At 64.6% G+C, this 19,947-nt stretch carries 17 protein-coding genes; 13 read left to right on the top strand and 4 right to left on the bottom strand.

The window, feature by feature from the left end:
* Window positions 1–73: 73 nt before the first annotated feature.
* Window positions 74–814, bottom strand: coding sequence for a TetR/AcrR family transcriptional regulator (locus tag FA94_RS32655; protein ID WP_035559461.1), 741 nt, complete (start codon window positions 812–814; stop codon window positions 74–76).
* Between the two features lie 270 nt (window positions 815–1,084).
* Between FA94_RS32655 and FA94_RS32650 the strand changes: the two genes are divergently transcribed.
* The 11 genes from FA94_RS32650 to FA94_RS32600 all read left to right on the top strand — a co-directional run bounded on the left by FA94_RS32650 (window position 1,085) and on the right by FA94_RS32600 (window position 15,154).
* The gene (locus FA94_RS32650) at window positions 1,085–2,689 is read left to right on the top strand and encodes a hypothetical protein (protein ID WP_035559459.1); all 1,605 of its coding nucleotides are present in this window, start codon (window positions 1,085–1,087) and stop codon (window positions 2,687–2,689) included.
* Window positions 2,690–2,734: 45 nt separating this feature from the next.
* On the top strand, window positions 2,735–3,682 hold the full coding sequence (locus FA94_RS32645; RefSeq protein WP_035559457.1) for a UPF0280 family protein: 948 nt from the start codon (window positions 2,735–2,737) through the stop codon (window positions 3,680–3,682).
* Complete coding sequence (locus tag FA94_RS32640) at window positions 3,658–4,248, top strand: amino acid synthesis family protein (protein WP_035559455.1); 591 nt, start codon at window positions 3,658–3,660, stop codon at window positions 4,246–4,248. The genes FA94_RS32645 and FA94_RS32640 overlap by 25 nt, the downstream gene beginning before the upstream one ends.
* A gap of 64 nt (window positions 4,249–4,312) precedes the next feature.
* Window positions 4,313–4,897 carry an amino acid synthesis family protein gene (locus tag FA94_RS32635; RefSeq protein ID WP_035559452.1) on the top strand — a complete coding sequence of 195 codons (585 nt, stop codon included), beginning with the start codon at window positions 4,313–4,315 and terminating at the stop codon, window positions 4,895–4,897.
* A 31-nt stretch (window positions 4,898–4,928) separates the two neighbouring features.
* Window positions 4,929–6,872, top strand: coding sequence for an ABC transporter permease (locus FA94_RS32630; RefSeq protein ID WP_035559449.1), 1,944 nt, complete (start codon window positions 4,929–4,931; stop codon window positions 6,870–6,872).
* Window positions 6,869–7,678 (top strand): ABC transporter ATP-binding protein, encoded by an 810-nt coding sequence (locus FA94_RS32625; protein ID WP_035559447.1) that lies wholly within the window; start codon window positions 6,869–6,871, stop codon window positions 7,676–7,678. Before FA94_RS32630 ends, FA94_RS32625 begins: the two co-directional genes overlap by 4 nt.
* Window positions 7,675–8,388: an ABC transporter ATP-binding protein gene (locus FA94_RS32620; RefSeq protein ID WP_035559445.1), complete on the top strand. Its 714-nt coding sequence runs from the start codon at window positions 7,675–7,677 to the stop codon at window positions 8,386–8,388. Before FA94_RS32625 ends, FA94_RS32620 begins: the two co-directional genes overlap by 4 nt.
* Before the next feature lie 111 nt (window positions 8,389–8,499).
* Window positions 8,500–9,699, top strand: coding sequence for an amidohydrolase family protein (locus FA94_RS32615; RefSeq protein WP_035559442.1), 1,200 nt, complete (start codon window positions 8,500–8,502; stop codon window positions 9,697–9,699).
* Between the two features lie 31 nt (window positions 9,700–9,730).
* A complete protein-coding gene (locus FA94_RS32610) occupies window positions 9,731–10,249 on the top strand; it encodes a (2Fe-2S)-binding protein (protein WP_035559440.1) in 519 nt (172 codons plus the stop codon).
* Window positions 10,246–13,890: a molybdopterin cofactor-binding domain-containing protein gene (locus tag FA94_RS32605; RefSeq protein WP_035559438.1), complete on the top strand. Its 3,645-nt coding sequence runs from the start codon at window positions 10,246–10,248 to the stop codon at window positions 13,888–13,890. The genes FA94_RS32610 and FA94_RS32605 overlap by 4 nt, the downstream gene beginning before the upstream one ends.
* 55 nt (window positions 13,891–13,945) lie before the next feature.
* Window positions 13,946–15,154 carry an ABC transporter substrate-binding protein gene (locus FA94_RS32600; protein WP_035559437.1) on the top strand — a complete coding sequence of 403 codons (1,209 nt, stop codon included), beginning with the start codon at window positions 13,946–13,948 and terminating at the stop codon, window positions 15,152–15,154.
* Between the two features lie 28 nt (window positions 15,155–15,182).
* Here FA94_RS32600 and FA94_RS32595 read toward each other — a convergent pair whose 3' ends face one another.
* Window positions 15,183–15,434 (bottom strand): hypothetical protein, encoded by a 252-nt coding sequence (locus FA94_RS32595; protein ID WP_007178046.1) that lies wholly within the window; start codon window positions 15,432–15,434, stop codon window positions 15,183–15,185.
* A 179-nt stretch (window positions 15,435–15,613) separates the two neighbouring features.
* Between FA94_RS32595 and FA94_RS32590 the strand changes: the two genes are divergently transcribed.
* Window positions 15,614–16,132, top strand: a complete 519-nt coding sequence (locus FA94_RS32590; protein ID WP_035559435.1) for a DUF6496 domain-containing protein — start codon at window positions 15,614–15,616, stop codon at window positions 16,130–16,132.
* A 96-nt stretch (window positions 16,133–16,228) separates the two neighbouring features.
* Here FA94_RS32590 and aptA read toward each other — a convergent pair whose 3' ends face one another.
* Window positions 16,229–17,557, bottom strand: coding sequence for an omega-aminotransferase AptA (gene aptA / locus FA94_RS32585; RefSeq protein ID WP_035559432.1), 1,329 nt, complete (start codon window positions 17,555–17,557; stop codon window positions 16,229–16,231).
* A gap of 233 nt (window positions 17,558–17,790) precedes the next feature.
* Here aptA and FA94_RS32580 point away from each other — a divergent pair, with 233 nt between their 5' ends.
* Complete coding sequence (locus FA94_RS32580) at window positions 17,791–19,206, top strand: aminotransferase-like domain-containing protein (protein ID WP_035559429.1); 1,416 nt, start codon at window positions 17,791–17,793, stop codon at window positions 19,204–19,206.
* A gap of 15 nt (window positions 19,207–19,221) precedes the next feature.
* Here the strand turns inward: FA94_RS32580 and FA94_RS32575 are convergent, their stop codons facing one another.
* A complete protein-coding gene (locus FA94_RS32575; protein WP_035559424.1) occupies window positions 19,222–19,845 on the bottom strand; it encodes a LysE family translocator in 624 nt (207 codons plus the stop codon).
* Between the last annotated feature and the right edge of the window lie 102 nt (window positions 19,846–19,947).

Raw genomic sequence — 19,947 nt, 5'->3', positions numbered from 1 at the left:
GTACGTTGCTACGCATTCACGCTGTCACGCTGTGAAGAAACGAAACGCGCACCGCTCAAACGGCGCGCGTTTTTTATGCAGCGCCGCGTTCGCGCTCAATCACTGCGGCGGAAATCGCGGAGCCCGCCGCTGCCGAAGTTGCCGCGCTCGCCGGCAATTCCAAACGCACCGCACGCAACACCGTGTCTTTGATGACCTCGCGCCAATGCGCGAGCGCCGCCTTGTCCATTAGCGGTTCGCCGAGAAACGCGCCCAGCGTGTACTGGTTGGCGTTATAAAAATAGCCGAGCGACGCGATCATCAGATACACGTCGCGCGCGGCGACGTCGGCGCGAAACACCTGTTGCGCCTGACCCGCATCCAATAACTGTTGCACGACAGAAATCGCATAGCCCGAAATCTCTTTCAGCTTGAGCGACTTCTTCGCATGCTTGCCTTGATGCAGATTCTCGCTCGACAACAACGTGACGAACTCGGGATGATCGAGGTAATACTGCCAGACGAATTCCACCATCTGTTCAAGACCGTGCACAGGATCGTCCAGGTCGAGATGGAGTTGGCTTTCCGCCTCGTTGAACTGCGTGTAGATCGTTTCCAGTACCTCGACGAACAACTGTTCCTTGCTGCCGAAGTAGTAATAGATCATGCGGTCGTGCGAACGCGCGGCCTTTGAAATACTCTCGATCCGGCCGCTGGCATAGCCTTGCTTCGCGAAGACCTTGATGGCCGCCTTGAGGATCTTGGCGCGCGTATCTTGCGCCTGCTTCGCACGGATACCGGTAGCGCCCGGCTTGCGGGCGGCAGTGGGACTCATGGCGGTCTCGGCTCTCTTTGTTAGCGTCACGTTGAACGGCATGCTACACCCCGATGTCGCGTTGCACCATTGAAGTGAACGCCGGGAAACACGTTGCGCAGACTAATTTGATCGAGTAGATTTCTAACGAGTTTGGTGTAGCGGATACTACACGAATGGTGAGTGACCGCAACATGGAAAGCGGCGAAGCACACGAAAACGCCCTGAAACAAGGGCTATTCGTCAGCCGGAGCAGGACCGATTGTAATGTCGTCGTATGGAAACCCCGCCATGACAGAACATACGAAGGTCGATTTCGGTGCCGAGCGCGTCGACGGTGAAACCGCGTCGACGCCCGGTCCCACCGTGCTTGAAAAAGCCGCGCCGCGCAGCGAGCGCATGGCGACGAACAAGATCGAGTGCAATGCCTGCCCGGTGCTGTGCCAGATATCCGAAGGCCGCACCGGCGCGTGCGATCGCTATGCGAATGCGCAGGGAAGATTGATTCGCGTCGATCCGGTGGTGTTCCTGTCGCGTGCGGATACCGTCGGTCTCAACGCCAACGCTGCCGATACCACGGTCGAATTTGGTGCAGCGTCTTCCACGCAAGATCCGGTGACCGACCCGTCGTTGTTCGTCACCGGTATCGGCGCATCCTCTACGTATCCCGACTACAAGCCCGCGCCGTTTATCGTCGCGTCGAATCTCGACGACGTCGATATGATCACCGTCGTCACGGAAGGGATTTTCAGCTATTGCAGCTTCAAGGTGAAGATCGACACCGACCGTTTTCTCGGCCCTGAGCAATCGAATGTGCGTTGCCAGGGCGAGATCGTCGGTCACGTCACGACCGCGGAATATGGCTCGCAAATGCTGAGCCTCGGCGGCGTGCATCATCTGACCGGCGGCAGCAAGAAAGAAGGCCGCGTGACCTGCGACATGATGCTCGCGCTCGGCAACAAGCAAGCGGTGGAATTCACGATCGACGGCGGCGCGAGTCTGGTGATTCGCGCGGGCGCCGCGCCGATCGTGGACGGTGTCGAAGAGCAGCGCATGCGAGTGGGTTGCGGTTCGGCCACCATCGGTATTTTCGCGAAACAGTGGTTTGATCACGTCGATGAAGTCGTGGTGGTCGACGATCACATTACGGGCGTGTTGACGGAACATCAGGCGGGCCGGTGCCTCGGCATGGCGCGCTCGGGTCTGAAAATTCGCGGACGTAAATCGACGCCGGGCCGTTATTTCCAGGTGGCCAATCCCGGCACCGGTTGGGGCGGCACCGACATTCACGATCCGCTGGCGATTGTCGAAGGCTTCGACCCGGCCGTCGCGAAGCCGGGCATGCGTCTGCTGATGGTGTCGACGACCGGCGAACACGCGCAGTGGTACGAACTCGACCACGATCTCGTGCCGCGTATCGCGGCCATGCCGGAGGCGGTGCGCCGCACGGTCGAGCGGATTGGCGAGAACTGCGAGCCGTCGCTCGCCAGCGTGCAGTTTATCGGCGGCGCGGGCGGCAGTCTGCGCGCGGGCGCGACCGAGAACCCGGTGCTGCTCACGCGCGCGATCAAGCAGAAACTCGTCAACGTGACCTGCGGCGGCGCGCCGGCTTATGTGTGGCCAGGCGGCGGCATCACCGTCATGGTGGATGTATCGCGTATGCCGGACCATTCGTTCGGCACGGTGCCGACGCCCGCGCTCGTTGCGCCGATTGAGTTCACCATGACGTATGACGCGTATCGCGACCTCGGCGGTCATCTCGACGCGGTGCGTTCGCTGGAGAGTGTGCTGGCGAACGGGCCGGATCATACGGAAGGCGCGCCGCTCGCGCGCCGCACACTGGCGCGCAATCCCGACAATCCGTGGCCGCCGGCCATGCCGCCGATGCTCGGCTAACCGGCGCGCGCTGCCCATGCGACCCATGCAACGAAGACGACCGCGATGAACCCCACCCGCACCCGGCTCGATGCGACCCGCTGGCACTGGCAGCACGGGCCGATCGACCTGATCCTCGACGCCGACGGCGAACCCGCGGCGCTGCAAGCCGCGTATGACGCGTGCTGGGCGCGCTTTGTCGACGTATTGCCGGAGCTGGTAGGCGAGTTGACGCTGCTGCGGCAGCCGGTAAAGCATCAGGCGTCGCTGAACGACGGGGGTCCGAACGGCGCCGTAGCGCGCCGCATGTGGTCCGCGTGTCATCCGCATCGCGCGCGCTACATCACGCCGATGGCGGCTGTGGCCGGCAGCGTCGCCGACGAACTGATCACCGCATTCGCACGTCAAGGTATCGCCCGCGCCTATATCAACAACGGTGGCGACATTGCGCTGTATTTGACCGAAGGACAGCAATACCGCGTAGGCGTGTTCGCAGACCTCGCGCGGTTATCGGGCGCAGGGCTCTCGCACGATCAGGCGCTCGACGCCAACCTGACGCTCGACGCCACCCAGCCGATTCGTGGCATCGCAACCAGCGGATGGCGCGGCCGCAGTTTCAGCCTGGGCATTGCCGACAGCGTGACCGTGCTCGCGCGCGACGCGGCCACGGCCGACGCCGCCGCCACGATCATCGCCAACGCCGTGAATCTCGACCACGCGGGCATCGTGCGGCGGCCGGCGTCGTCGTTGAAAGACGATAGCGATCTCGGCGACCTGCTCGTTACCGTCGAGGTCCCCGCGTTACCGCAACCGTTGATCGATTTCGCGCTGGCGCGCGGCGTCGAAACCGCGCGACGTCTGCGCGAACAAGGCTTGATAGAAGGCGCCGCGCTGTTCCTGCAAGGACGGGTGCGCGTCGCCGGACTTCACGAGGACACACGTACCGGCGCGTGGCTCACCCAGCGCGCTCCCATGAACAAGGAGGCTCCGTGTTCGAAATACGCCGCGTGCTGACGCACGTCGAAGATATCTTTCACGAATTCGGCCCCGCGCCCGCGCAGCCGCTCAGGCGCGGCGCGATTGCCGCGGTGATGACGAATCCATTCGCCGGCCGCTACGAAGCGACCATCGAGCACGCCATGGAAGCGCTCAAACCGATCGGCTTCGACATGGCGCAACGCTTGCTGGCGGCGATGGCGGTGCCGCTTGCGTCGATTGAAAGCTACGGCAAGGGCGCGATTGTCGGCGCGCGCGGCGAACTCGAACATGGCGCGCTGTGGCATGTTCCCGGCGGTTATGCAATGCGCGAGCTGCTGGAGAAAAACGGCGTGCCGACTAACGCAATCGTGCCGTCGACGAAAAAAGTCGGCGCGCCGTCCACCGCGCTCGACGTGCCGCTCACGCACGTCAACGCGAGCTACGTGCGCAGTCACTTCGACGCGATCGAAGTGCGCGTGCCCGGCGCGCCCGCGGCCGACGAGCTGGTGTATATCCTCGCGATGAGCACCGGGCAGCGCGTGCATGCGCGCGTCGGCGGTCTCGCGAAAGAGGCGATCGTGGGCAAGGACGGTTTGCGCTGAAGTAACGGCCGGACCCGACGCATCGGCAAGAAATCCAGGCAGGCATCGAAACTCGGAGAGCGAAATGGCAATCAAGCTTCGCAAGCTGGTCGTGCAGGTGGACGAAACACGTATTGAAATGGGCCAGACGATCGATCCGCCCACGCGCCGCGCGGTCGCCATTGCGGTGATCGACAATCCGTATGCTGGCCGCTACGAGGCCAAGCTCGACGCGTTGATCGAAGCCGGCGAAGAACTCGGCGCGTTGCTCGGCAACAAGTGCGTCGAAGCGCTAGGCATTGCACCGGGCGACGCGCAGAGTTACGGCAAAGCCGCGATCGTGGGCGAGGCCGGCGAACTGGAACACGCCGCGGCGATCCTGCACCCCAAGCTCGGCGCGCCGCTGCGCGTGGCGGTCGAGAAGGGTGCGGCGCTGGTGCCGTCGGCGAAAAAAATGGGCACGCTCGGCACCGCGATCGACGTGCCGCTCGGCCACAAAGACGCCGCCTTCGTACGCAGCCATTTCGACGCGATCGAAGCGCGCGTGTCGGACGCGCCGCGCGCGCATGAGATCGTCGTGGCCGTCGCGGTGACGGCCTCGGGCCGGCCGCTGCCGCGCATCGGCGGCTTGCAGGCGAGCGAGATCAAGGGCGAAGACGGTTTGCGCTGAGTTAGCATTCGGTTATTTGCCGAGGGTCGCGATGCTTTCGAATTTGCTGGTACAGCTGGTCAATGGACTCGCCGACGCGTCGACGCTGTTTCTGGTCGCCGCCGGTTTGTCGTTGATCTTCGGCGTGACGCGCATCGTCAACTTTGCGCACGGCTCGTTCTATATGTTCGGCATTTATGTCGCGTACAGCATCGCCAGCCGTTTCGGCCAGACCACCGGCGGCTTCTGGCTGTCCGTGCTGGCGGCCGCGCTGGTGGTCGCGGTGCTTGGCGCACTGGTCGAAATGATCGTGCTGCGGCGTATCTATCAGGCGCCTGAACTGTTCCATCTGCTGGCCACGTTCGCGCTGGTGCTGATCTTTCGCGACGCCGCATTGTGGCTATGGGGTCCGGAAGACCTGTTCGGACCGCGTGCGCCGCATCTGGCGGGCGCGGTCGAATTCCTCGGTCATCCGCTGCCGACTTACGACATCGCGTTGATCGTGATCGGACCCGTGGTGCTGCTGCTGCTTTGGTATGCGTTGACGCGCACGCGTTGGGGCACGCTGGTGCGCGCCGCGACCCAGGACCGCGAAATGCTCGGCGCGCTCGGCATCAATCAGGCGTGGTTGTTTACCGGCGTGTTTTTCGTCGGCGCGTTTCTGGCCGGACTGGGTGGCGCGCTGCAAGGGCCGCGCATGTCGGCGAATCTTTCATTGGACCTGGAGACGATCGGCAACGCGTTCGTGGTGGTGGTGGTCGGCGGCATGGGGTCGATTCCGGGCGCGTTCGTCGCCGCGTTGATCATCGCGGAGATCAAGGCGCTATGTATCGGCATTGGGCATGTGACGATCTTCGGCATCGGCGTGTCGTTGAGCCGCTTCACGCTGGTCGCCGAGTTCGTCGTGATGGCGGTGGTGCTGGTGGTGCGTCCGTGGGGGCTGCTGGGTCGCGCAACGGCCGCGGTGCGTGGCATGGCCGCGCCGGAAACGCCGCTGCGTCCGGCGGGCAAACGCCTCAAATGGCTGGCCGCGCTTGCCTTACTGGTTCTCGTGCTGGCGCCGCTCGCGGCGAACGCATTCCCCTATATGCCGGTGCTGCTGGTCGAAATTCTGATCGCCGTGCTGTTCGCCACGAGCCTGCATTTCATCATGGGTCCCGGCGGCATGCATTCGTTCGGCCATGCCGCTTACTTCGGACTCGGCGCCTACGGCGCGGCGCTGTTCCTCAAAGTGCTGAATCTGCCGATGGAAGCCGCGCTGCTGCTAGGTCCGCTGCTCGCGGTGGGCGGCGCGCTGGTGTTCGGCTGGTTCTGCGTGCGGCTCTCCGGCGTCTATCTCGCGATGCTGACGCTCGCGTTCGCGCAGATCGTCTGGTCCGTCGTGTTCCAGTGGGACGATGTGACCGGCGGCAGCAACGGCGTGCTCGGCTTGTGGCCGTCGAACTGGTTGTCGTCTCCGGTGGCGTTTTACTACCTGACGCTGGTGTGCGCCGTGATCGGCGTGTGGCTGTTACGCAAGATGCTGTTCTCGCCGCTCGGTTACGCAATGCGCGCGTCGCGCGATTCCGTGCTGCGCGCCGAGGCGATCGGCATCGACGTCAAGCGCGTGCAGTGGGCGGTGTTCGTGATCGCGTCGCTGTTCTGTGGACTGGCCGGTTCGCTTTATGCCTTCTCCAAAGGAACGATCTCGCCGGAAGTGATCAGCGTGAGCCGCTCGGTGGATGGCCTCGTGATGGTGCTGCTCGGCGGCTTGCAGACGCTGACCGGCCCGATTGTGGGCGCGGCTGTGTTCACGTGGCTGCAGGACACCGTGGCGCGGCAGACCGATTATTGGCAGGCGCTGCTGGGCCTCACAATCTTGCTGCTGGTGATTGCGTTTCCGCAGGGGATCGTCGGCTTCATCCGCGAGCGCTTCGGCGACGACACCGTCGACAACGCCGACAGCCGCGCCGTCGAACCCTCGCAACGCACGGCGGCGATCAAGGAGGGGCTATGAGCTTGCTGCGCGTCGCCGGTCTCTGCAAATCGTTCGGCGGTCTGAAGGCCGTCGACGACGTCTCTTTCGATCTCGAAGCCGGCCAACTGCTGGCCCTGCTCGGCCCGAACGGCGCCGGCAAATCCACCTGTTTCAACATGGTCAACGGCCAGTTGCCGCCTTCGTCCGGCTCGATCCGGCTCGACGGTCAGGAACTGGTCGGCATGCGTCCGCGCGACATCTGGCGTCTGGGCGTTGGGCGCACGTTTCAGATCGCCGCGACCTTCAATTCGATGACCGTGCTGGAAAACGTGCAGATGGCGCTGGTCTCGCGCGAGCGCAAGACCTTCGGCCTGTGGAAGCCCGCGACCGCACACTATGTCGACGAAGCGCTCGCGTTGCTCGACCAGGTCGGCATGGCCGCGGATGCTCAGCGCGCTTGCGGCGTGCTCGCGTATGGCGACGTGAAGCGCGTCGAACTCGCCATTGCGCTCGCCAACCGTCCCAAGTTGCTATTGATGGACGAACCCACCGCCGGCATGGCGCCGAAGGAACGCAACGAGTTGATGGCCCTGACCAAGCGTCTCGTCACCGAACACCAAATCGGCGTGCTGTTCACCGAGCACAGCATGGACGTGGTGTTCGCGTACGCCGACCGCATGATCGTGCTCGCGCGCGGCAAGCTGATCGCCGAGGGCGACGCCGACACGATCCGTAACGACACCCGCGTGCAGGAAGTCTATTTCGGCACCGGCAAAACGTTCCAGCCGCGTGCGCCCTTGCATGAGACGGCGGGCGGCCAGTCAGGACAGGGAGCGCTGCAATGAGCGAGCCGATGCTGAAAGTCACCGGCCTCAACGCGTTCTACGGCCGCGCGCATATTCTGTTCGACGTCGGTATCGAAGTCGGCCGCGGCGAAGTCGTCGCGCTGATGGGTCGCAACGGCGCCGGCAAATCGACCACGATGAAAGCGGTCATGGGTCTGCTGCCGCGCCGTCAGGGCGAGGTCACGTTTCGCGGCCAGAACATCTCCGCGTTGCCGTCGTACAAGATCGCTCGCATGGGTATGGGTTTCGTTCCCGAAGACCGCCGCGTGTTCGCCGATCTGACGGTGATGGAGAACCTGGCCACCGGCCGTCAGCCGCCGCGCGAAGGCGCGCCGCAATGGACGCCGGAAAAACTGTTCCGCCTGTTTCCCAATCTCGGCGAAATGCCGCGCCGTCCAGGCGGCCAGATGAGCGGCGGCGAGCAGCAGATGCTGACCGTGTCGCGCACGCTGATGGGCAATCCGTATCTGGTCCTGCTCGACGAGCCGTCGGAAGGTGTCGCGCCGGTGATCGTCGAACAGATGGCGAACATGATTCTCGAACTCAAGCGCGAAGGGTTGTCGATTTTGTTGTCCGAACAGAACCTGCATTTCGCCGAACTGGTCAGTGACCGCGCGTATGTGCTTGAAAAAGGGCAGATCCGCTTTAGCGGCACGATTGGCGAACTGGCGCAGAACGAGACCGTGAGGCGCGCGTATTTGAGTGTGTAATGCGTGAGCGTGTGATGCATGAGCGTGTGATTCCATCGGCGCGGCGAACGGCCTGAAAGGCACTCCAGGCAAGTTCGCGACGCCCCGCAGTCGTTGCGAAAGGAGAAGCAGATGGCAGCAGAGACGTTGACAGGCTTGTCGGGCAAGGTCGCGGTAACGAACATCGGGCTGCTGCTATCCGGCGACATCGATCAGCCGATTCTCGACGCGGACACGCTGGTGATCGACGACGGCGTGATCGTCGCGATTGGCCGGGAAAAAGACTGCGATCTCGAAGGCGCGCGGACCACGGTCGATTGCAAAGGCACCACGGTCGCGCCGGGTCTGATCGACTCGCACGTGCATCCGGTATTCGGCGACTGGACGCCGCGCCAGAATCAGATGGGCTGGATCGAATCGAATCTGAACGGCGGCGTGACGACCATGATCTCGGCCGGCGAAGTGCATTTACCCGGCCGACCGAAAGACATCGTCGGCGTGAAGGCGCTGGCCATTACCGCGCAACGCTCGTTCGAAGGCATGCGCGGCGCGGGTGTCGGCGGCGGCGTGAAGGTCATGGCGGGCGCGCCGGTGATCGAGAAGGGCATGGTCGAGGAAGACTTCAAGGAGCTCTCGGAAGCGGGCGTGAAGCTGCTCGGCGAAGTCGGACTCGGCAGCGTGAAGGGTGGCGAGGAAGCCGCGCAGATGGTGGCGTGGGCGCGCAAGTACGGCATTCAAAGCACGATTCATACAGGCGGTCCGTCGATTCCGGGCTCGGGGCTGATCGATCGCGACGTGGTGCTCGCGGCCGACGCGGACGTGATCGGCCACATCAACGGCGGGCATACGTCGCTGTCTTATCGACACGTGTGCGATTTGTGCGAGCAATCGAGCCGCGCGCTGGAGATCGTCCACAACGGCAACGAACGGATCGCCTTGCTGACCGCGCGTCATGCGATCGAATTGAAGTGTCCGCACCGCATTATTCTCGGCACCGATAGTCCGGCCGGCTCCGGCGTGCAACCGCTCGGCATTCTGCGAATGATCGCGCTGATTTCGAGTCTCGCGGACGTGCCCGCGGAAATCGCCTTCTGTTTCGCGACCGGCAACACCGCGCGGCAGCGCGATCTGCGCCAGGGTTTGATCGAAGTGGGCCGTCCCGCCGATCTCGTGTTCATGGACCGCGCGCAACACACGGCCGCCGACACGCTGCTTGAAAGCGTGCAACTCGGCGATATTCCCGGCGTCGGCATGGTGATGATCGACGGCTTGATCCGTTGCCGGCGCAGCCGCAACACGCCGCCGGCCACCGAAGTGCCGGTGGTGCTGTGAGCGCGCGCGGCTCCGCCCGGCCTGCACGGTCATGAACCGCCAGGCGCCGCTGACGCTGCACGTGAACGGCGCGACGCATCTCGTCGCCGCCGCGGCGGACACGCCGTTGTTGTACCTGCTGCGCAACGACCTCGCGCTGAACGGGCCGAAATTCGGCTGCGGTCTCGGCGAATGCGGCGCCTGCACGGTCCTGCTCGACGGCGTGCCGACGCGTGCTTGCGTCACTACCGCGAAGGTCGCGCTGGGCCGCGAAATCACCACGCTCGAAGGACTCGGCACACGGACGGCGCTGCACCCCGTGCAGCAGGCGTTTATCGAAGAACAGGCCGCGCAGTGCGGCTATTGCCTCAACGGCATGATCATGACGGCCAAGGCCTTGCTCGATCGCGATCCGCATCCGAGCGTCGAAACGATTCGCCGCGAGCTGTCGCGCAATCTGTGCCGCTGCGGCACGCATGTCGAGATCGTGCGCGCGGTGCAGCGCGCCGCCGAGTTGCTGGCCGCGCAGCCCGCCGCGCAATCGGCGGTGCATGAGAGCGTACGCACGTGACCGGGCCGGATTTCAGCGTCGATCGACGCGCCGCGCCGCCTTCGCGTCAGCAGTTGTATGACGCGCGCAGTGTGCTGATCGTCACGCGGCCACCGCTGGCGCCGGTGAAGGCGGCAATCGGTCAGCCGGGATCGCGCTCGTCGTTCGTGCCGACCGAGGCGGACATGTTCCTCGTGGTGCGCGACGACGGCAGCGTCGTCGCGTTTAACGGGCACGTCGACCTGGGCACCGGCATCGGCACGGCGCTCGCGCAGATCGTCGCGGAAGAACTGGATGTGCCGTTGACGCGTGTGTCGATCGTGCTCGGTCATACGGGCGAGGCGCCGAATCAGGGGCCGACGATTGCCAGCGCCACGATTCAGATTTCCGCCGTGCCGTTGCGGCACGCGGCGGCGCAGGCGCGGCACTATCTGCTGAAGGAAGCGGCCGAACGTCTTAATGTCGACGCGGTGCAGCTCGATGTGCGTGATGGTGTGGTCTTTCAGCGCGGTGACGACGCCAGAGCAAAAGGCTGCGTGAGCTACGCCGACCTGGTTGTCGGCAAACGCGTCGAACTGCAACTCGCCACCGACGCGCCGTTGAAATCCCCCGACGCCTACAGGATCGTCGGCAAGAGCACACCGCGTGTCGATATTCCCGCGAAGGCCACCGGCGAATTGAGTTTCGTGCATGACGTGCGTCTCCCGGGCATGTTGCACGGCCGTGTGGTGCGCCCGCCGTATGCGGGCATCGCGCAGGGCGATTTCATGGGCAATAGCCTGTTGCAGGTCGACGAGCACTCGCTCAGCGATTTGCCCGGCATCGTCAAGGTGGTGGTGATTCGCGATTTCGTCGGCATCGTCGCGGAGCGCGAGGAAGTCGCGCAGCAAGCGGTAAAGCTGCTCGACGTGCGCTGGAAAGCCGTGGAAGGTTTGCCGCCGCTCCACACCAGCGAGCAGGTGGAAGCCGCGCTGCGCGCGAATCCGGCCAAACGCCGCGATCTGGTGATCGAGGGCGATGTGGATGCCGCGCTCGCGCAAGCCCCGGCTCGCGTGCTGGAACGCACCTACGTCTGGCCGTTTCAGATGCATGCCTCGATTGGTCCGTCGTGCGCGGTGGCCGACTATCGCGAGGGCGCGCTGAAGGTTTGGTCGGGCACGCAGAATCCGCATTCGCTGCGCGCCGACCTCGCGCTGCTGATGGCCATGGACGAAGCGCACATCGAGATCGTGCGCATGGAGGCGGCCGGTTGCTACGGCCGCAATTGCGCGGACGACGTTGCCGCCGACGCCGCGTTGCTCTCGCGCGCCACCGGCAGTCCGGTGCGCGTGCAACTATCGCGCGAAGACGAGCATGCGTGGGAGCCGAAAGGCGCCGCGCAATTGATGGACGTGCGCGGCGCGTTGAATGCGCAAGGCGAATTGGCGGCGTACGATTTCGCGACGCGTTATCCGTCGAACGACGCGCCGACGTTAGCGCTATTGCTGACCGGCACGATCTCCGCGCAGCCGCAGGTGTTCGAAATGGGCGACCGCACGGCCGTGCCGCCGTACGACTATCGCGCCATGCGGATTGTCTGCGACGACATGCCGCCGATCGTGCGGGCGTCGTGGCTGCGTGGCGTGTCCGCGTTGCCGAACACGTTCGCGCACGAGTCTTTTATCGACGAACTCGCGGAGCAGGCGGGCGTCGATCCGGTCGCGTTTCGCCTGCAGCATCTCACCGATCCGCGTGCGATCGATCTGGTCAAAGCGGTGGCCGAGAAAGCGGGCTGGGAACCGCGCGAGCGGTCAGAAAACCCCGCTGAAAACCGCGCTGAAAATGCGGCAGCCCAGGAACAAGGCGACATCGTCCGAGGCCGCGGTTTCGCTTACGCCCGCTACGTGCACAGCAAATTCCCCGGCTTCGGCGCGGCGTGGTCCGCATGGGTCGCCGACATCGAAGTGAACCGCAAGAGCGGCGAACTCGCGGTGACGCGCGTGGTGGTCGGCCAGGATACCGGCACGATGGTCAATCCGGACGGCGTGCGTCATCAGATTCACGGCAACGTGATCCAGGCGACCAGCCGCGCGTTGAAAGAACGCGTGACGTTCGGCGAGAACGCGGTGACGAGCCAGGAGTGGGGCGCGTATCCGATCCTCACGTTCCGTGAAGTGCCGGTGATCGACGTGGTGATGATGCCGCGTCACGGCGAGCCGCCGATGGGCGCGGGCGAATCCGCGTCGCTGCCCGGCGCGGCGGCGATTGCCAATGCGTTGTACGACGCGACGGGCGTGCGCTTTCGCCGGCCGCCGTTCACGCCCGAGACGATCCGCGCGGCGCTCGCCGACGCGCAAGCCGAAGACGCCAAAGCGCGCAAGAAAAAGCGCTGGCGCCTGGGCTTTCTCGGCGCATTCGCGGCGGGCGCGGCCGGCTGGCTCGGCGCGTTGTCGCTCGCGCCGGCTGCCATTGCACCGATCACGCCGCCGCTCGCGAGCGCGTTCGCGCCCGAACTCGTGGCGCGCGGCAAATTGCTTGCCGCGCTCGGCAATTGCGCGGTGTGCCACACCGCGCACAACGGCGTGCCGAACGCCGGCGGCAAACCGCTCGATACGCCGTTCGGCACGGTCTACAGCACCAACCTCACGCCCGACGGTCAGACGGGGATCGGCAACTGGTCGCTGGAGGCTTTTGTGCGCGCGATGCGGCAAGGCATCAGCCGCGACGGTCATCGGCTCTATCCGGTGTTTCCGTACACGTCGTTCCAGAACACCTCTGACGACGATCTCAAAGCGCTCTACGCTTACCTGATGGCACAAACGCCGGTTCGCTCGCGTCCGCCGGAAACGAAACTGCCATATCCGTTCAGCGTGCGTCCGTTGATGAGCGCATGGAACGCGCTGTTTCTCGGCCGCACGACGTTCACCGCGAGCGCGACGCAAAGCGCGCAATGGAATCGCGGCGCGTATCTGGTGAACGGACTCGGCCATTGCAGCGCCTGTCATACGCCGCGCAACGCATTCGGCGCGGAGAAAAGCGGCGCGGCGTTCATGGGCGGCGGCATCGCCGAAGGCTGGGAAGCGCCTGCGTTATCGACGCTCTCCAACGCGCCCGTGCCGTGGAGCGAAGACGAATTGTTCAGCTATCTGCGCTACGGTCACGCGCCGCTGCACGGCGTCGCGGCGGGGCCGATGGCGCCAGTTGTCGGCGATCTGGCGGCGCTGCCCGACAGCGATATTCGCGCGATGGCTGCCTATCTGGCGTCGCTCAATCCGTTGGAGCCGAATGCCGATCCGGTCGCGCTGGCGCGTCAGTACGAACAGGCCAGTGCGATTACCGGCGCGCCCGTGGGGCTCGGCGCACGGCTCTTCGACGGCGCGTGCGCCGCGTGCCATCACACCGGCAACGGGCCGCAACTGTTCGGCGCGCATCCGTCGCTCGGGCTTAACACGAATCTGCACAGCGCAACGCCTGATAACCTGATTCGCGTGATTCTCGACGGCATCGGCTCGCCTGCACGGCCCGAACTCGGTACGATGCCGGCTTACCGCGACAGTTTCAACGACGCCCAGGTGAGCGAACTCGTGTCTTATCTGCGGCAGCAATTCGCCGGTGGCAAGCCGGCCTGGCAGGACGTGGCGACGAGCGTCGCACGAATTCGCGCGACGCCGCCGGCCGAGTGAATGCTTGATAACAACGACCCGTATTCCCGCAATCCTTTTGATAACGGAGAAACGCATGACCACGCGCGCAGGATTCCTCTCTCGCCTCATGGTGCCGACGCTGCTGTCGCTCGCCGCGCTGAGCGCGAGCGCCCAGCAGACGATCAAGATCGGTGAAATCAACAGCTACAAGGCGCAACCCGCCTTTCTCGGGCCTTACAAGAACGGCTGGAATCTCGCGCTCGACCAGGTGAATGCGGCGGGCGGCGTGCTCGGCAAACAACTCGAAGTCGTGTCGCGCGACGACAACGGCAACCCGGGCGACACGATTCGCGTGGCGCAGGAATTGATCGCGCGCGAGCAGGTGCAGTTGCTGTTCGGCGGCTTCCTGTCGAACACGGGTCTCGCGTTGACCGACTTCGCGAAGCAGAAGAAGATTTTCTTCCTCGCCGCCGAACCGCTGACCGACAAGATCGTCTGGGCCGACGGCAACAAATACACGTACCGTCTGCGCCCTTCCACGTATATGCAGGTGGCAATGCTGGTGCCGGAAGCGGTCAAGCTGAAGAAGAAGCGCTGGGCGCTGGTGTATCCGAACTACGAGTACGGTCAGTCGGCGGTGGCGACCTTCAAGAAGCTGCTGACGGCCGCGCAACCTGACGTGCAGTTCGTCGCGGAACAGGCCACGCCGCTCGGCAACGTCGACGCGGGCGCGGTCACCCAGGCGATCGCCGACGCGAAGCCGGATGCGATCTTCAACGTGCTGTTCGGCGCCGATCTCGGCAAGTTCGTGCGCGAGGGCAATACGCGCGGACTCTTCAAGGATCGCAGCGTGGTGTCGTTGCTGACGGGCGAGCCGGACTATCTGGACCCGCTGGGTGCGGAAGCGCCGACCGGCTGGATCGTGACCGGCTACCCGTGGTATTCGATCGAAACGGCGGCCAACAAGAAGTTCGTCGACGCGTATCAGGCCAAGTATCACGACTATCCGCGACTGGGTTCGGTGGTGGGTTATTCGGCGTTGATGTCGATTGCCGACGGCATCAGGAAGGCCGGCTCGGTCGATCCGGATAAGCTCGCCGCCGCGTTCAAGGGACTCGGCGTGGATACGCCGTTCGGGCCGATCACCTATCGCGCGCAGGACAATCAGTCGACCATGGGCGCGTACGTCGGCGTGACGGGTTTGAAGGACGGCAAGGGCGTGATGACGTCGTACCGGTATATCGACGGCGCGAGCGTTCAGCCGTCGGATGCGGAGGTCAAGAAGCTGCGGCCGGCTGACTAAGTGTGAGTGCGGCGGCCGTCATGCGCCGCTACTCTTCGGCGTCGTGCTCGATCACAAAACGTTTCAGATAAGCGAGCACGGCGGCTTCGACCGCGCGATGATCCGCGGTGCTTTTGGAGCCCGCATTCTCTTCATCGCCGAACAGGGTGGACGGGGCGTTATGCACGTCCACCTCCTGTCCCTCGCGAAACACGCGGATCTCGTGAACGTCTTCCGCGTATTCGGCGATCCAATGCACGCCTTCGATATGCGCACCTGCACGAACGGTCGGTATCTTCATGAGCGTCTCCCGTGGGCCGGACCACGGCGCCGACCCTTGCTGACACCATACGCCGTCCGTCTGGCCGGCGCGAGCCCTGGCGGGCAACTTTCATCGCGATTCACGACGATTCAGGGCCGCCGCGCTGGCGGCACGGCCGTTGCTGCATGACAAAGGTCACCATCAACCGGAGGATCGTCATGCCTGAACAGAAAACCCTTAAGCGCGTCGCGGCCGACAAACGCGCCGGCAAGGCGTCGAGTACCCAGGCCGGGGAGTTCGTCAAGGAACAGGTCGACAAGGTGCGCGCCGGCAAGCACGGTGTCAGGTCGGCCAGACAGGCGATCGCGATCGGCCTCTCGGAAGCGCGCCGTGCTGGCGTCGCCGTGAAATCGCCGAAGAAGGGCACGGCGAGCGAGGCAACACGCAAGAAAGCCGCCAAGGATAACGCCGCCGGCCAGCACAAGAGCACCGCGAAGAAGAGCACGGAGTCGACGGCAAAGCGTTCGCGAGCGTCCACCAATGCGTTGAAGCGGGAAGGGAGCGCGGGCGCGTCGCGCGCGGCGCTGTCGAAGCAGACGAAGTCGGCGGCGGCCAAACGTCCGGCGGCCAGCCGTTCTGCCGCGGCCAGGAAGGCAGCGGCGACGAAGGGCGCGGCAGGGCGCTCGGCGGCCGCGAAAAAGGCGGCACACACGAGAGCTTCACGCACGCATCACTGAGTGGGGTCTGCTGTCTGGCCTGCCGTTGCGAGGCAGGCGATAAATGAAAGGCGGCGCCGAGGACGGCGCCGCCTTTCCTGCTTTACTGCCCTGTCTTTACTGCACCGTCGCCAGCACGTCGCCCACCGTCTTGAAGATGTGCGCGATCTGCTCTTCGTCGATGATGAGCGGCGGCGAAAACGCCAGGATGTCGCCGGTAAAGCGCACCAGCACGCCCGCTTCGAAGCATTTGACGAACGCCTCGTAAGCCCGCGCGCCCGGCGCGCCGTCACGCGATTCCAGCTCCACGCCCGCGATCATGCCGAGGTTGCGCACGTCCTTCACATGCTTCGCGTTGCGCAGCGAGTGAGCGGCGGCTTCGAAGGTCGGCGCGAGCTTGCCGGCGCGTTCGAACAGGCCTTCGCGGCGATACAGATCGAGCGTGGCGACGGCCGCCGCGGCCGCTGCCGGGTGAGCCGAATACGTGTAGCCGTGGAACAGTTCGATCGCGCCTTGCGCGCCGCCGTTGACAATCGTGTCGTGGACCGTGCGGCTGGCCGCCACCGCGCCCATGGGAATCGCGGCGTTATTGATGGCCTTGGCCATCGTGATCAGGTCCGGCGTCACACCGAAATACTCGCTGGCCGTCGCCTTGCCGATGCGGCCGAAGGCGGTAATCACTTCGTCGAAAATCAGCAGGATGCCGTGCTTCGTGCAGATCTCGCGCAGCTTCTGCAGATAGCCTTGCGGCGGAATCAGCACGCCCGTGGAACCAGCCACCGGCTCGACGATCACGGCCGCAATGGTCGACGCGTCATGCAGCGTGACGATCCGTTCGAGTTCGTCGGCGAGATGCGCGCCCCACGCCGGTTGGCCCTTCGTGAAGGCGTTGTGTTCGAGGTTATGCGTGTGCGGCAGATGATCCACCGCCGGCAGCAGCGCGCCGGAGAAGGTCTTGCGATTCGGCGCGATACCGCCGACCGAAATGCCGCCGAAGCCCACGCCGTGATAGCCGCGCTCGCGGCCGATCAGGCGGGTGCGCTGGCCTTCGCCGCGCGAACGGTGATAGGCGAGGGCGATCTTTAGCGCCGTGTCGACGGATTCGGAACCCGAGTTCGTGAAGAAGATGCGGTCGAGGCCTTCCGGCATCAGTTCGGCGACCTTGGTGGCGGCTTCGAACGCGAGCGGGTGGCCCATCTGGAAGGTCGGCGCGAAATCGAGCGTGGAGAGCTGCTCGGTGATCGCGGCCACGATCTCGTCACGGCCGTGGCCGGCGTTCACACACCAGAGACCGGCGCAACCGTCGAGCACTTCGCGGCCGTCCGTGGTGCGGTAGTACATGCCCTTGGCCGATTCCAGCAGGCGCGGCGCGGCCTTGAACTGGCGGTTGGCGGTGAAGGGCATCCAGAAGGACGACAGGTCGTCGATGACAGGGCGCGAAGTCATGGGTATCTCCTCGAAGTGGGTCCCCAAGGGCGTCCTTTGGGGCATGGCGAAACTGTAGCGTCCGCGGTTTAATGGCGGCATAAACAGTTGACGCAGTGTGACGCTAACTGTATTGGTAGGTTTGCGCTAACTGTGCTAACTGTGTCGCTGGATGGGAGGCTTTCGCAGGCTTCGATCCAACGCATTTCATCCCTGTTTCGCCGCCTTTTGCGGCGTGCTTTTGCGTCCTGACCATGATCGAACTTCAACTCGAGCGCGACCGGCGCGCCGCGCCCACGCTCGTCGAGCAGGTGGTGCAAGGCTTCACGCGCGCCATCGAGGGGCAATCGCTGCGCGCGGGCGCACTGCTGCCGTCGGTGCGGCAACTGGCGCAGAGCCATGAGCTGAGCACCTTCACAGTGACTGAAGCATACAACCGTCTGGTGTCGATGGGGCTGGTGGTCGCGCGGCGCGGTTCCGGCTACCGGGTGGCGGCGCGCGCGCAGTCCGCGCGAGTCGCCGCGACCGACTGGCAGCCGCCGAGCCTCACCGCGACCTGGCTGCTGTCCGACGTGTTCGCCGACCATTCGGTGCCGATCAAGGCGGGCGGCGGCTGGCTGCCGAACGAGTGGATCAACGAAACCGGTCTGCAGCATGCATTACGTGCGATGAGCCGGGTGCCGGCGGCGCGGCTCGGCGATTACGGGCATCCGTACGGATTCGCGCCGCTGCGCGAGCGGATCGCCGAGCAGCTCGATCGGCGCGGTTTGCCGGTGGACGTCTCCAACGTGCTGCTCACGCAGGGTGCGACGCAAGGGCTGGATCTGATCGTGCGCACGTTGCTGCGCGCGGGCGATGCCGTGATCGTCGAAGATCCGGGATATTGCAACCTGCTGCAGATCCTCAAGCTCGCGGGGCTGGTCGTGCATGGCGTGCCGCGCACGCCGGCGGGCGTCGATACCGACGTGCTCGAAGCGCTGGTCGCGCAGCACAAGCCGAAGGCGATCTTCGTCAACACCACGCTGCAGAATCCGACCGGCGCGACCTTCGGCATGTCGGCCGCGTTCCGTCTGCTGCAGATCGCCGAGCGTCAGCGCATGTGGGTGATCGAAGACGACGTGAGCCGTGAACTGGCGCCGTCCGGCGCGCCGCTTTTCGCGGCGATGGAAGGCTTGCAGCGCGTGCTGTACGTGGGCGGTTTTTCGAAGACGGTGACGCCGGGGCTGCGCTGCGGTTATGTGGTCGCCGAGCGCGCGGTGTTGCGCGAACTGGCGCGCACGAAGATGGCGGTGGGGTTGACGTCGTCGGAAGCGATCGAACGGATCGTCGACAAGGTGCTGCTCGAAGGGCGCTATGCACGTCACGTGGAGGCCGTGAACGAGCGGCTGAAGCTCGTGCATGCCACGGTCGAAGAGCGGCTCGATTCGCTGGGTTTGGAACTGTTCCACCGGCCGCGTGCCGGCTTGTTTCTGTGGGCGCGTCTGCCGATCGAACCCGAGCGTGCGGGCGAGGTGGCGACGGCGGCGCTCGCGCACGGCATCTGGCTTGCGCCGGGCTCGTACTTCAGGCCCGACGATGCGCCGAGCGCATGGTTCCGCTTCAACGCGCCTTACTCGACGGACGACGCGTTGTGGCGATTTATCGAGCGGGTCGGCCGAGGCGCGGTGTAGTCGCTATTGCGCTGCTCAACCCGCGTGGCCGAGCAGCTTCAGCGCGATCGGATACAACGACAGCACCAGCAACAGCGCCATCGCGACATTGAAAATACGCAGGCGCTTCGGGTCCGACAACACCTTGCGCATCGCCGTGCCGAACCCTGCCCACAAGCAGATGCACGGAAAACCGATCACGTAGAAGATCGCGGCCATCGCGACCGCATTCATGCTGTAGCTCTCGCTGAGATGAATGGTCGTGGCGGCGGTCAGCACCATCATCCATGCCTTCGGATTGACCCACTGGAACGCGATGGCTTCATGAAATTTCATGGGCCGGCGCTCGCCTTTCTTGAGCTTCAATTCACCCGACGTGCCGATCTTCCACGCCAGATACAGCAGATAGGCAACGCTCGCCACTTCGAGCACCGTGTACAGCACCGGGAAATGGACGAAGGCTTCACCGAGGCCAATGCCCACCGACAGCATCAACAGCACGACGCCGAGGCTGATACCGGACAGATGCGGCAACGTGCGGCGAAAACCGAAGTTGACGCCCGAGGCGAGCAGCATCGTGTTGTTCGGACCGGGCGTGATGCTGGTGACGAGCGCGAACAGAATGCCGGCTGGCAGGGCGCTGAGGCTGAGGTAAAACATGGCGTGCTCCGGTGTCTGGCGATAGAACTGGAATAGAACTAGCAATAGGACGTCGAAGCATTCTAAAGAGGGTTGCCGGTACAGTACCTATACGGTTTGCGA

The organism is Burkholderia sp. 9120, from assembly GCF_000745015.1.
Lineage (GTDB): Bacteria > Pseudomonadota > Gammaproteobacteria > Burkholderiales > Burkholderiaceae > Paraburkholderia.
The sequence above is the reverse complement of the archived record's forward strand: the minus strand, read 5'-3'. Positions and strand labels throughout refer to the sequence as shown.

Excerpts from the sequence above, each read along its gene's own strand:
- FA94_RS32655 (WP_035559461.1), bottom strand. The coding sequence starts at position 814 with ATGAGTCCCACTGCCGCCCGCAAGCCGGGCGCTACCGGTATCCGTGCG.
- FA94_RS32650 (WP_035559459.1), top strand. The coding sequence starts at position 1,085 with ATGACAGAACATACGAAGGTCGATTTCGGTGCCGAGCGCGTCGACGGT.
- FA94_RS32645 (WP_035559457.1), top strand. The coding sequence starts at position 2,735 with ATGAACCCCACCCGCACCCGGCTCGATGCGACCCGCTGGCACTGGCAG.
- FA94_RS32635 (WP_035559452.1), top strand. The coding sequence starts at position 4,313 with ATGGCAATCAAGCTTCGCAAGCTGGTCGTGCAGGTGGACGAAACACGT.
- FA94_RS32630 (WP_035559449.1), top strand. The coding sequence starts at position 4,929 with ATGCTTTCGAATTTGCTGGTACAGCTGGTCAATGGACTCGCCGACGCG.
- FA94_RS32625 (WP_035559447.1), top strand. The coding sequence starts at position 6,869 with ATGAGCTTGCTGCGCGTCGCCGGTCTCTGCAAATCGTTCGGCGGTCTG.
- FA94_RS32620 (WP_035559445.1), top strand. The coding sequence starts at position 7,675 with ATGAGCGAGCCGATGCTGAAAGTCACCGGCCTCAACGCGTTCTACGGC.
- FA94_RS32615 (WP_035559442.1), top strand. The coding sequence starts at position 8,500 with ATGGCAGCAGAGACGTTGACAGGCTTGTCGGGCAAGGTCGCGGTAACG.
- FA94_RS32610 (WP_035559440.1), top strand. The coding sequence starts at position 9,731 with ATGAACCGCCAGGCGCCGCTGACGCTGCACGTGAACGGCGCGACGCAT.
- FA94_RS32600 (WP_035559437.1), top strand. The coding sequence starts at position 13,946 with ATGACCACGCGCGCAGGATTCCTCTCTCGCCTCATGGTGCCGACGCTG.
- FA94_RS32595 (WP_007178046.1), bottom strand. The coding sequence starts at position 15,434 with ATGAAGATACCGACCGTTCGTGCAGGTGCGCATATCGAAGGCGTGCAT.
- FA94_RS32590 (WP_035559435.1), top strand. The coding sequence starts at position 15,614 with ATGCCTGAACAGAAAACCCTTAAGCGCGTCGCGGCCGACAAACGCGCC.
- aptA (WP_035559432.1), bottom strand. The coding sequence starts at position 17,557 with ATGACTTCGCGCCCTGTCATCGACGACCTGTCGTCCTTCTGGATGCCC.
- FA94_RS32580 (WP_035559429.1), top strand. The coding sequence starts at position 17,791 with ATGATCGAACTTCAACTCGAGCGCGACCGGCGCGCCGCGCCCACGCTC.
- FA94_RS32575 (WP_035559424.1), bottom strand. The coding sequence starts at position 19,845 with ATGTTTTACCTCAGCCTCAGCGCCCTGCCAGCCGGCATTCTGTTCGCG.